The organism is Methylomagnum sp. (assembly GCF_054333355.1).
This window is the reverse complement of sequence record NZ_JBTEKS010000134.1, coordinates 1-10317: the sequence shown is the minus strand read 5'-3', so window position 1 is coordinate 10317 and position 10317 is coordinate 1. Positions and strand designations below refer to the sequence as shown.

General features: G+C 57.2%; 12 protein-coding genes, 1 tRNA gene and 1 pseudogene. 2 read left to right on the top strand and 12 right to left on the bottom strand.

All coding sequences use genetic code 11. The annotated features are described in order from the left end of the window. The 12 genes from ACXWUF_RS11775 to ACXWUF_RS11720 form a co-directional block, all read right to left on the bottom strand. On the bottom strand, nucleotides 1-967 hold a 967-nt coding region (locus ACXWUF_RS11775; protein WP_458494874.1), incomplete at its 3' end, for a DUF3987 domain-containing protein. Continuing rightward, complete coding sequence (locus ACXWUF_RS11770) at nucleotides 967-1299, bottom strand: CHC2 zinc finger domain-containing protein (protein WP_458494873.1); 333 nt, start codon at nucleotides 1297-1299, stop codon at nucleotides 967-969. The genes ACXWUF_RS11770 and ACXWUF_RS11775, both read right to left, overlap by 1 nt. A gap of 320 nt (nucleotides 1300-1619) precedes the next feature. Beyond that, nucleotides 1620-1823: a hypothetical protein gene (locus ACXWUF_RS11765; RefSeq protein WP_458494872.1), complete on the bottom strand. Its 204-nt coding sequence runs from the start codon at nucleotides 1821-1823 to the stop codon at nucleotides 1620-1622. 121 nt (nucleotides 1824-1944) lie between these two features. Further along, nucleotides 1945-2535: a hypothetical protein gene (locus ACXWUF_RS11760; protein ID WP_458494871.1), complete on the bottom strand. Its 591-nt coding sequence runs from the start codon at nucleotides 2533-2535 to the stop codon at nucleotides 1945-1947. Between the two features lie 59 nt (nucleotides 2536-2594). Then, a complete protein-coding gene (locus ACXWUF_RS11755; RefSeq protein WP_458494870.1) occupies nucleotides 2595-3083 on the bottom strand; it encodes a hypothetical protein in 489 nt (162 codons plus the stop codon). Nucleotides 3084-3139: 56 nt separating this feature from the next. Next, nucleotides 3140-4036: a tetratricopeptide repeat protein gene (locus ACXWUF_RS11750; protein ID WP_458494869.1), complete on the bottom strand. Its 897-nt coding sequence runs from the start codon at nucleotides 4034-4036 to the stop codon at nucleotides 3140-3142. 3 nt (nucleotides 4037-4039) lie between these two features. Next, nucleotides 4040-5095: a tyrosine-type recombinase/integrase gene (locus ACXWUF_RS11745; RefSeq protein ID WP_458494868.1), complete on the bottom strand. Its 1056-nt coding sequence runs from the start codon at nucleotides 5093-5095 to the stop codon at nucleotides 4040-4042. Nucleotides 5096-5559: 464 nt separating this feature from the next. Continuing rightward, nucleotides 5560-5633: transfer RNA gene (locus ACXWUF_RS11740), tRNA-Gln, on the bottom strand. A 21-nt stretch (nucleotides 5634-5654) separates the two neighbouring features. Next, nucleotides 5655-6047 (bottom strand): 30S ribosomal protein S9, encoded by a 393-nt coding sequence (gene rpsI / locus ACXWUF_RS11735; RefSeq protein WP_458494867.1) that lies wholly within the window; start codon nucleotides 6045-6047, stop codon nucleotides 5655-5657. A gap of 24 nt (nucleotides 6048-6071) precedes the next feature. Further along, on the bottom strand, nucleotides 6072-6500 hold the full coding sequence (gene rplM / locus ACXWUF_RS11730; protein ID WP_458494866.1) for a 50S ribosomal protein L13: 429 nt from the start codon (nucleotides 6498-6500) through the stop codon (nucleotides 6072-6074). Between the two features lie 61 nt (nucleotides 6501-6561). After that, complete coding sequence (locus ACXWUF_RS11725; RefSeq protein WP_458494865.1) at nucleotides 6562-8460, bottom strand: polysaccharide biosynthesis protein; 1899 nt, start codon at nucleotides 8458-8460, stop codon at nucleotides 6562-6564. Between the two features lie 15 nt (nucleotides 8461-8475). Continuing rightward, nucleotides 8476-9474 (bottom strand): MraY family glycosyltransferase, encoded by a 999-nt coding sequence (locus ACXWUF_RS11720; protein WP_458494864.1) that lies wholly within the window; start codon nucleotides 9472-9474, stop codon nucleotides 8476-8478. A 530-nt stretch (nucleotides 9475-10004) separates the two neighbouring features. Here ACXWUF_RS11720 and ccmD point away from each other — a divergent pair. Together ccmD and ACXWUF_RS11710 are read left to right on the top strand one after the other, a co-directional pair. After that, nucleotides 10005-10175 (top strand): heme exporter protein CcmD, encoded by a 171-nt coding sequence (ccmD, locus tag ACXWUF_RS11715; protein ID WP_458494863.1) that lies wholly within the window; start codon nucleotides 10005-10007, stop codon nucleotides 10173-10175. Next, nucleotides 10172-10317, top strand: a pseudogene (locus tag ACXWUF_RS11710) (cytochrome c maturation protein CcmE); the annotation flags it as partial. The gene ccmD and the pseudogene ACXWUF_RS11710, both read left to right, overlap by 4 nt.

Sequence of the window (10317 nt, the reverse complement as noted above, 5' to 3'; positions counted from 1 at the left end):
CGGCCCGCTTGTCCCGTTCCCAGGTTTGCAGCGGCGCGGTAATGGCGTTCTTGACGGCGCTTTTGCGGCTTCCGGGCACCAGCGCGGGGCAGGTCCACACGTTCACCGGCTCGAAATAATCCGGCTTCACCAAAACCTGATACTTGCCATGGGCGGCGGTCGAAAGTGCCGCCAAGGCGAACAGGGCGGGCAATTCCGGGGGCGTTTCGGTGGCTTCCGCCAGTGCCGACACGAAGGCTTGAACCGTCTCGGAGAACACATCCCCCGGCCATTCCGGCAAGGCGGCGGCGTCCAAGGGTATCGGCGCGGGCCAATCGCCCCCCGTGGCGGGCGTGGTCCATTCGGCGGGCGGCGGTTCGGCCAATTCCCGCAGAATGGCGTTAAGGTCTTCCGACAGCCGTTCCCGTTCAGATTCGGGCACCGGGTCGAAGCCATTCCAGCCGGGACAGCGGGCTTGCAGCCAGTCCACCACGTCGCCCCCGTCCGCCAATCCCGGCAAGCGCACCAAGAACAGCGCGGGCGGCGCATCCAAGGCCGACAGCGCGGCGCACACAGCGCGGGCGTAGCGTTCCCCCGGTGCATCGTTGTCGAGCAACAGCAAGGCCGTAGCGAAGCCGGACAGCGGCCCCCAATCGGCCTTGTCAGCGGCCCCGCTTCCGCCTTGGGACGCCACGGCGCACAGCCCCAAGGATTGCAGGGCGGCGGCGCATTTCTCGCCTTCCGGCACCAGCGCGGCGCGGCGCTCTGCCACAGCGGCCAGATAGTCCAGCCCGAACAGCGGGCGCGGGTCCGGTGCGGCCCCGAATTTCCAGCCGGAACCGTCGCGGGTGAAAAAGGGCACGATGTCTTTTTTATCGCTGTCCTTCTGGTAGCGGCCCACCCAGCCGAACACCTCCCCATCGGCGCGGCGGTAGGGCCACGCCCATACCAAGGGCTTGCCTTTGAATCGTTTGGGTAAATCTTTCATCACAGCCCCCATTCCCGGCGGATAAGCGCCAAAGCGTCACGGAAGGCCAGCCCATGGCGTTGCATGGTGAAAGCCAGAATATCCGCGCCATGGGCACCACAGGAAAAGCACCGGAACGCCCCGGAATCGAGGCACACCCGGAAGCTTCCGGCGTGTTCATCGGCATGGAACGGGCACAAGCCCCCATCCACCCAGCCCCCGGCCCGTTTCCAGATGGGCGGGGCGGGCAATTCGGCGCGGTAGAACGTCGCGGGCGGAAGGGTCGCTTTGAGCGTTTCGGCGTGGTTTTGGCGGATTTTGGGCGGATTTCGCCCATAGGTGTGCTGAGACATGGGAAGGCTCCTATGTTGGGTGGAGCCGTCGCGTCCGCTTTCCACGGCAGATGGGCGACGGGCTAGACGAGGGTGGAAAACCGGCACATAGGAACCGGCCACGCTTGCGCGTGCCTCGCCCAGCCCGCCATAGACAGATTTCGGGCGTAAAAAAAGCGCCCGAACCGGGAGGGGTGGCGCTGTTGCGCCTATGCTGTTCGGGTTTCCACGCCCGGCCCCGGATGCGTCCAAAGCGTGGGCAGTATGCCGGGCGGGTATATTCACGGTCAAGGGAAGGGCTAAACCAATCCTCTGACTCAACAAGCGGCGGGGCTTCACGGTTAGCCCCCGCCGTTCTGTCGTTCGACGCACTTGAAGAACTCGGCTTCATCCACCAACACGCGACGGCCCGCCCGCTTGAAGGCGGTTTTAAAGCCGTTGCTTTCGGCGTTGAAAATCAAATGGCGAAGCCCGCCAATCGGGGGCCAGGGGTGGAACTTTGTCCAATCGGGAACGGGGATAAGGCGGGTTTGATTTTCTGACATGGCTTAACCTTTCGCGGTTTGTTGTACAAGCCCCGGCGGTATCGTGCCGGGTTGTGCGAAAGCTTAAGCAGTGCCCCTAGTGGGCTTGGAAGTGTGGGCACTGTGGGCTTTTTGTGCCCACTTACTGCCCACTTCGGGAAGGGCGGTATTTTTCTATGCCTTCGACCTCAATCAAGTTTCGGTTTCTGGCTTCCTGCCATGCCCTTTTAAAACCGTCTTTGGAAAACAGATTGATATTTTCAAGACAGCGGCTTTCGATGGTTCTTTTTTCACCTTCGGGAATCCGTTTCGGGTTGAAATTCATTTCCGTGATAACGTCCAAAATTGCCCGAATTTGAAGATCCCGGCGGCCATAAGGCTGCCGGTTCGGCTCGGTTTGCACTGCTGCTTTTGGCTCAAAATTTGGGCTATTAATAGGGCCAAACCAATTATTCAAAAGGCACTCATGCCTTAAAGGCCACTGCTTCGACTTTTCCAGCCATGCCCGGAAATCAGCGGGCACAAAGAAATAATCCACACAGTGCCCATCAAGCCGACTCTCCCGAATCTGCATTATTTTTGCTGGTTCATTCTTGATGGAACGGGTTCCCCCAAGTTCCTTCCTGTCCCAAACGGCAATATCGGAAGCGCGAAGCGTCCCTTTTAATATCGCTGATTCTATGGCCCCTGATAATTCATCCCTATCGAGAATTAGGGTTCCACTTCGATCCATTGCCCATAATTCAACTATATTCCAGTGATCGAGATGTTCAGGCAGGTCATTTGCGAAATTTAGGAAATAGGCACAAACTCAGGATGGTCCGCTTCAATTCGTTCAATTTGCCTTAGTTGAAAAATGGCGTCTTCAATCTTCTCGGCGATACCTTTCACCGGGCAACACGGCGTTAAAATTCCGGTTTGCTTATCAGGGGAAGCCAACCCGTTTCCTTCTCGCTTGGCTTCATCAACCCGGCTTTGAATTATCCCGCGCAATTGTGCCGGGGTAAACTTATGAGTGCCGCCAAGCCATCTTGTCATTAACTGGGGGAATGTCAGCCAGCGGCCCGTCATGTTCTCAGTGTTTGGATCGAATGCCTCAATATCTGATAGCCTGAAAAAAGCTTCCGGCAGAAACTTGTGCTTCCCGGCGGGTTTTCCGTGCCTGTCGAAAGTCGTCAGCTCAGCCATAAAAACCCAAACAGCGAATTCTTCCGGCGTGGCCTTATATTTATCGAAAAGTATCTGTAAAGCGGTATTATGCGGAACAAATCCCCTAGTCAATTTATCACCATTTATTTCTATAAAATTTTTTATCTAAAATTAGTATTGGCAATGACCTACCACTTCGGTAGCGGCTTCCAATCCTTTGCCAATCGTTGGGCTTGATCAATTTGTTTAGGAGTCAACTTGCTTTCAATGGTGTTGAGTGCTTGCTTGGAGTGTTCTTCATCATTTGCAGATGCCAAGGATGTCCACATGTATGCCAATACATAATCACGCTCCACACCATGCCCATTGAAATACATAAAACCAAGATTGTTTTGACTTAAAGAATGGCCCTGATCAGCAGCCTTTCTATACCATTTAACGGCTTCGACGTAATTTCGCGGTACTCCATGCCCGCCATAATACATAAGCGCTAGATTATATTGACCTATTGAATATCCTTGCTCGGCAGCCTTTCTATACCATTTAAAAGCTTGGTTGTAGTCGCGAGGAAAACCATGTCCATCAAAATATAGACTTCCAAGTCTGGTTTGCGCTAAAGGATATTCTTGGTCAGCTGATTTTTTAAGCCACTTTACTGCTTCTGAATAATTATGAGTTAAGCCAGACTCGTTAATATATAAAAGCCCAAGACAGAATTGGGCTGCTGCATCTCCCTGATCGGCGGCTCTCCGAAACCACATTGATGCTTCAATATCGTCTTTTTGAATGTTTTTCCCTAGCGAATACCTAAACCCTAATTCTATCTGTGCCTTAATGTTACCCTGTTCTGCGCTTTTTCGTAGGTCTTCAATGTTTTCATTAGAATCATTGATGGTTGAATTTGAGATATATTGATAAGTATCGGCACCGGCTAACCCGGATAATCCAATAAGTGCAAAAAAAGCCGAAACTATCCAGATACCCATACTAATAATGCCTCGGTATTTTCGTTGATCTTGGGCTGCAACTAAGGTTTCGGCGACCGGTGCTTTTGTGGCTTTTGTCCCGGCTTTCGGCCTATCCAAAAATCACTTCCCAAATATCGCACCGTCCAATTTCCCCACGGCTTCCGACACATGGGCGCGGCTCAAATGGGCGTAGCGGTGGGTCATTTTCAAATCGCTGTGCCCCAAGATTTCCGCTACGGTTCGCATATCCACCCCGGCCATAACCAAATAACTCGCGCTGGAATGCCGTAAGTCATGGAATCGGAAATCTTTAATTTCCGCCCTCTTCAAAGCAGCCTGAAAAATGTTTTCTATCGCCATGGGTTGCCCCGTGTGACGCCCCGGAAAAAGGTATTCGCTTTGGAAGCGGCGGCGGATGGCGACTTCTTTCACCAATTCCAGCGCGTGCCCGGTAATCGGGACCGTGCGGCGGTTTCCATTTTTGGTTTTAGTGAATGTCAGTAATCCGGTTTTCAGGTTCACATCTGCCCATGTAAGCCCCATGATTTCATTGCGGCGTGCCCCGGTACTCAGTGCCAGCACGATAATGGTGTACAGGTCTTCGCTATGGGCGCGGCACTCGGCTAAGAGACGTTCGCGTTCTTCGTCGCTCAAAAACCGAACAATCCCTTCCGGCTCTTTCAGCGTCTTGATCTTTCGGAAAGGGTTGTCTTCCACCCACTGCCATTCCTTCATAGCGACGGTAAAGGCGTGGCTTAGGGTGGCATCGTAGCGGTTGACGGTCGAATTGCTTACCGGCGTTCCACGCCGCGTAGGCTTGTCGAAAAGCTTCTTTCGCGTCTCGGTTATCAGGCTAGGCCGGATGTCCGCCAAGGTGTATTCACCCAACTGCGCTTCCCACCAATCCAAATGAACAGCGCGGGCGGCTCGGCTTCTCAGGGTAGGCAGAACTTCCGCCCGGTATTTGGCTATCAGGTCGTTAAGCGTTCTTTTCTTTGATTCAGACGTTACAAAGTAACGGCCCTCCCGAATGGCGCTTTCCGTTGCGGAAGCCCATTTTTTTGCATCGGTCAGGCGTTCAAAGGTGGCGGATTGTGCCGGGTAGCCTTTCAGGCGAACTTTCACCCGGTAGGAAGTTTTCCCGTCTTGCGATGTGCGTTTTTCGATGTTTGCCATGATGTGCCCCTTATGGCTTGCGCGGGTTGAAGCTTGGGGCATAGGCGCGGGCGGGTTCGGTACAATGTGGACGGCCCCCACCTTGTGCCCCAAAGTGTACGGGTCAGGGTCGAACGTGGTAGCAACACGTTCGGCCCACCCTTCACAAAAGGTTACAACAAAAGCCGATAATCAACAATGAAGGATGTTAAATCCTTCAACCTAAATCAATAAGTTGCTGATTTATAAAAGACTAGAATCCTTTCCTTGTTTCAGTGGGGCACTGGTGGGGCATTTATCAAAAATCATGAGGCAGCACGGGGCACTTTTGTGGCTTTTGTCCCGTAGTTCAGGGGGGCAAAGAGTTAAATCAGCGGGAAGGGTTCAAGGCGGGCTTTATCGTGGTTTGTGGCGGGTGAGTGCCCCACGAGTGCCCCATGGGAAATAAAAAAGCCTTACGGTTTCCCGTAAGGCTTTGTTTATATTGGCTGGGGGACTAGGATTCGAACCTAGGTTGACGGAGTCAGAGTCCGTAGTCCTGCCGCTAGACGATCCCCCAATAAACCTTCAAACGAGCCAATTAGCGCTTGGAGTACTGCGGACGGCGACGGGCACCGTGCAGACCGACCTTCTTACGTTCCACTTCGCGGGCGTCGCGGGTGACGTAGCCAGCGCGGCGCAGGGCCTGACGCAGGGTTTCGTCATATTCAATCAATGCGCGGGTCAAACCATGGCGAATGGCGCCAGCCTGACCGGAGGGGCCACCGCCAGTGACGGTCACGGTCACGTCCATTTTATCCAGCAAAGAGACCAGTTCCAGCGGCTGGCGCACCACCATCTGGTCGGTCTTACGACCGAAATAGTCTTCCAATACCTTATTGTTGACGACGATGCGTCCGCTTCCGGTTTTTGCGAAAACCCGCGCCACCGCGCACTTGCGGCGACCGGTTCCGTAATTCTGCGTTTGTGCCATGGTTGATCCAGCTCGATTTCGTTCTTAGATTTCCAGCAACTTCGGCTGCTGGGCCTGATGGTTATGCGTGGTGCCCGCGTAGATCTTCAGCTTGCGGAACATGGCGCGGCCCAGCGGATTCTTCGGCAGCATGCCCTGCACGGCGGTCCCGATGATGCGTTCGGGGTGGGTCTGGCGCAGCTTGCCCAAGGTGACCGACTTCATGTTGCCGATGTAGCCGGTGTGCTTGTAGTAAACCTTGTCGAGTTCTTTATTGCCGGTCACGCGGACTTTTTCGGCATTAATAATGACAATGTAATCGCCGGTATCAACGTGCGGCGTGTACTCGGCCTTGTGCTTGCCGCGCAGACGACGCGCAACTTCAGTGGAAAGCCGACCAAGCGTCTTTCCGTCGGCGTCAATCAGATACCAGTCGCGTTTAACTTCGGCTGGCTTCGCGCTAAAAGTCTTCATTACTGCCCGCTCCAAAACTATGGCGTTGCATGAAAAGCCGTGCATGTTACTGGAACTTGCCTCACAAAACAAGCGTCCTCTGCGCTTGCGCTAATCCTTGCCCGGCACTGGACTCGGCCCCGTCCTCGAAAGCCTCCGGTGACACCTCAAATTCCGGGACCAGCGCCCGGAGCCGCCGCAAAATAGCCCTTTCGTCGAACAAGCGGCAGGATTCGGCCAGTTCGCTGACACTTTTGCGGATGACCCGGTGATCCAAAATAATCGACTTGGCGAGTTGCAGCTTCGGGTGGGCCGTTGGAATGGGGCGCTCGTGTTCGAGGAACAACTCCTCGGTCAGCTTCTCCCCTGGCCGCAGCCCGATGTATTCGATGCGGATGTCCTCGCCGGGCCGCTTGCCGCTGAGGCGGATCATCTGCTCGGCGAGGTAGCCGATTTTCACCGGCTCGCCCATGTCCAGCACGAAGATCTCCCCGCCCTGTCCCACCGCCGCCGCCTGCATGATGAGTTGGCAGGCCTCGGGGATGGTCATGAAGTAGCGGGTCACTTCCGGGTGGGTCACGGTGACGGGGCCGCCCGCCCGGATTTGCTCACGGAACAGCGGCACCACGCTGCCCGCCGAATCCAGCACATTGCCGAACCGCACAGTGATGAACCGCGTGGCGGTGACGCCGTTCAGGCTCTGCACCATCATCTCCGCCGCCCGCTTGGTGGCCCCCATGACGTTGCCGGGATGGACCGCCTTGTCGGTTGAAATCAGCACGAATTCCTTCACCCCTACGGCCATGGCCGCTTCGGCCACGATCCGCGTGCCGATGATATTGTTCAGCGCGGCTTGCCGGACCTGATATTGCAACAGCGGGACGTGCTTATAGGCGGCGGCGTGGAAGATAACTTTGGGCCGATACCGGGAAATCGCCCATTCGACCGCCCCCTGGTCGGTCACATCGCCCAGCAGCGCGGTGAATCGCAAGCTGGGAAAATCCCGCTGCAACGCCTGTTCGATCCGATACAGGTTGAACTCGCAGCGCTCGAAGATAATCAGCTCGTCCACGGCGAAGCGGGCGATCTGCTTGCACAACTCCGAGCCGATGGAGCCGCCGCCGCCCGTCACCAACACCCGGTTGCCCTCGATGTGGGACTGCACCGCCTGCCGGTCGAGCCGGATCGGCGCCCGGCCCAGCAGGTCTTCGATGGAGACTTCGCGGAGGTTCCCGGTGGATTGGCCGGACAGCATGTCCCGCACCGACGGCAAGGTGAGGAAAGGCACGCCCACGCCCTCGCAGATTTCGACGATCCGCCGCATTTCCTGGTCCGAGGCCGAGGGCACGGCGATCAAAATGACTTCGATGCCGAGCTTCTCCACCAGGCGGGGAATATTCTCGCAACGCCCCTTGACCCGGACCCGGTGAATTTCGCTACCTTTTTTGCGGGGGTCGTCGTCCACCAGGGCGACCGGCGCGAACAGGGTTTCCCGCGCTCCGAGCAAATCCCGGATCAGCAGTTCAGCCGCCCGCCCCGCTCCTACGATCAAGGTCCGCTGACCCGTGGTCAGGGCCATGCCACGGTCCTTCCAAACCCGGTAGATCAGCCGGGGCGTCGACAGCAGCATGACCAGCAGCACCACGTACAGCGGCAGCACCGAGCGCGGCACCCACGCCAGCCGATTGATGAAATACAGGGCCACGGCAATCAGCGCGACGCCGATGGCGACCGACTTGCCGATGCGGATCAAATCGGGCAACGACGCGAACCGCCAGATGCCCCGGTACAGCCCGAACTGCCGGAACACCAGCGCTTGAATCAAGAGCGCCACGGGCAAGCCTTGCAACGCGGCGCGGGCTTCCGCCGGGGGTGGCAGGGTCAGGTTGAAATACAGCCAGAACGCGCCCAGCCAAGCCAGGGCCACCATGACGAGGTCATGGATGAAGATCACGGTGCGGGAGCGAAACTTGAATGCCATCGGCTTGAATTCCTCTCAGGATTTACCGGCGTCCAGCCGCAATGCCAATCCGATCAGGGGCGCATAGGCCACCATCAACACGACGATTTCCCAACGCGGCCACGCCACGGCCACGGCTGCCCAAGGCCAGAGCCAGCCCAAATTAAGCGCCAGCGCCGCCAGCGTCACCCGCCGGTGGCTGGCCCAGCGATGGGCGGCGTGTTGATAGGCGTGGCTGCGGTGGGCCTCGTACCAGCGCTGCCCGCTCGCCATACGCCGCAGCAGGGTCAGGGTGGCGTCAACGAAAAACACGCCCAGCAGGATCAGCCAAACCACCAAGCTAAGCTCGCTGGTCGCCGCCATCCGCAGGGCGAGCACGCCCAACAAGAAGCCGACGCAGCCGCTGCCCACATCGCCCATGAAGATTTTCGCCGGGGGCCAATTCCACACTAGGAAGCCACCCGCCGCCGCCGCCAAAGCCAGCAAAACCACGCCAGCGCCCGGTGCCACGGCCAGAAAAGCCGCCATCAAAGCCACAGAGATTGCTTCCATGCCAGCAATGCCGTCAATGCCGTCCATGAAATTGAACAGGTTCAGCAGCCACACGACGAACAACCCCGCCAGCGCATGACCGAACCAACCCAGATCATACCGGCCACCCGCGACCGTCACCGATTCGAGTCCACCCAGCCAGTAAACCGCCCAAGCCGCCGCCGCGACCTGAACCAACAGGCGCAGGCGGGCCGACACATGGCCGTGATCGTCCCAGAATCCCATTGCCGCCACCGGCAGGCCACCCGCCAGCGCCATGAGCAAATCGAAGGGCAGCCGCGCCCGTCCGTACAGATAAACGATAGCCAGCGCGAACCCCGCCACAATCGCCACGCCACCGCCACGCGGCGTCGGCACGAGATGGGAACTGCGGGCGTTCGGCACGTCTAGCAGTCGGCGCAGGGCATAGCCGCGCACGGCGTGGGTCATAAAGGCTGAGAGCAGGAAGGTGCCGGTGGCTGGCAGAAAGGAAGAAAAATCCATCTTGGCTGGAATCACTCCGCCCCTGGGCGTCGTCGGAAAGACGCGCATGATAACCGCAATCGCGGACTTCGGCGCATGGACCCGGCGGGGCGCTCATCATTGAAAGTGCGCTTCGAGTTCTGGCCTTCATTTTGCTTGCATCGCCGGACCCAAGCCCCGAACACCGCGCCATTTGGGACTCCATTAAGCGATGCGCGAAATGACCCAGGAACCGTATGCCATATGCCGCATTCCAAGGAGACGGCCACTGAATTCGGCTATATGGTTTAATCTAGGTTCTGTTGACGTAAGACTCTGTTGGCATAGAGGAAAATGGCGTTTTGAAACAGATGGTTAGCCGCGGCCCATAAAAAACGTAAGTCAGGGTAGGGCGGATAAGCGGAGCGCATCCGCCGCCTTGGTTGGGTGGATGCGCTTCGCTTATCCACCCTACGTCACTGATCTGGCTTCGCTTACGTCAACAGAACCTAGCCCTCCCTTCGCATTAACGATTCCTTCCTGAATGAATCCGACCCCCCGATAACCTCACGATGAATTGGCAACAGTTTTTCTCCATGGGCGGCTACGCCTTTTACGTATGGACCTCCTATGGCCTGATGGCCGTGGTGCTGGTGTTGAACATCGTTCTGCCTTTACTGCGGAACGTGGAAGTCAAAGACGGCATCGCCCGCCGTCTGAAACAGGAAAGGAGGAAAGCATGACCCCACGCCGCAAACGCATGATCGTGGTGGGATTGATTCTGTTGGGCGTCAGCGTCGCGGCGGGCCTGGGCCTGACCGCGTTCCAGAAGAATCTCCTGTATTTCTACACGCCCACCCAGGTCGCGGCGGGCGAGGCGCCCAA

Bases quoted from the DNA above. Each gene is read 5' to 3' on its own strand.
- ACXWUF_RS11770 (WP_458494873.1), bottom strand. From the start codon at position 1,299: ATGTCTCAGCACACCTATGGGCGAAATCCGCCCAAAATCCGCCAAAAC.
- ACXWUF_RS11765 (WP_458494872.1), bottom strand. From the start codon at position 1,823: ATGTCAGAAAATCAAACCCGCCTTATCCCCGTTCCCGATTGGACAAAG.
- ACXWUF_RS11760 (WP_458494871.1), bottom strand. From the start codon at position 2,535: ATGGATCGAAGTGGAACCCTAATTCTCGATAGGGATGAATTATCAGGG.
- ACXWUF_RS11745 (WP_458494868.1), bottom strand. From the start codon at position 5,095: ATGGCAAACATCGAAAAACGCACATCGCAAGACGGGAAAACTTCCTAC.
- rpsI (WP_458494867.1), bottom strand. From the start codon at position 6,047: ATGGCACAAACGCAGAATTACGGAACCGGTCGCCGCAAGTGCGCGGTG.
- rplM (WP_458494866.1), bottom strand. From the start codon at position 6,500: ATGAAGACTTTTAGCGCGAAGCCAGCCGAAGTTAAACGCGACTGGTAT.
- ACXWUF_RS11725 (WP_458494865.1), bottom strand. From the start codon at position 8,460: ATGGCATTCAAGTTTCGCTCCCGCACCGTGATCTTCATCCATGACCTC.
- ACXWUF_RS11720 (WP_458494864.1), bottom strand. From the start codon at position 9,474: ATGGATTTTTCTTCCTTTCTGCCAGCCACCGGCACCTTCCTGCTCTCA.
- ccmD (WP_458494863.1), top strand. From the start codon at position 10,005: ATGAATTGGCAACAGTTTTTCTCCATGGGCGGCTACGCCTTTTACGTA.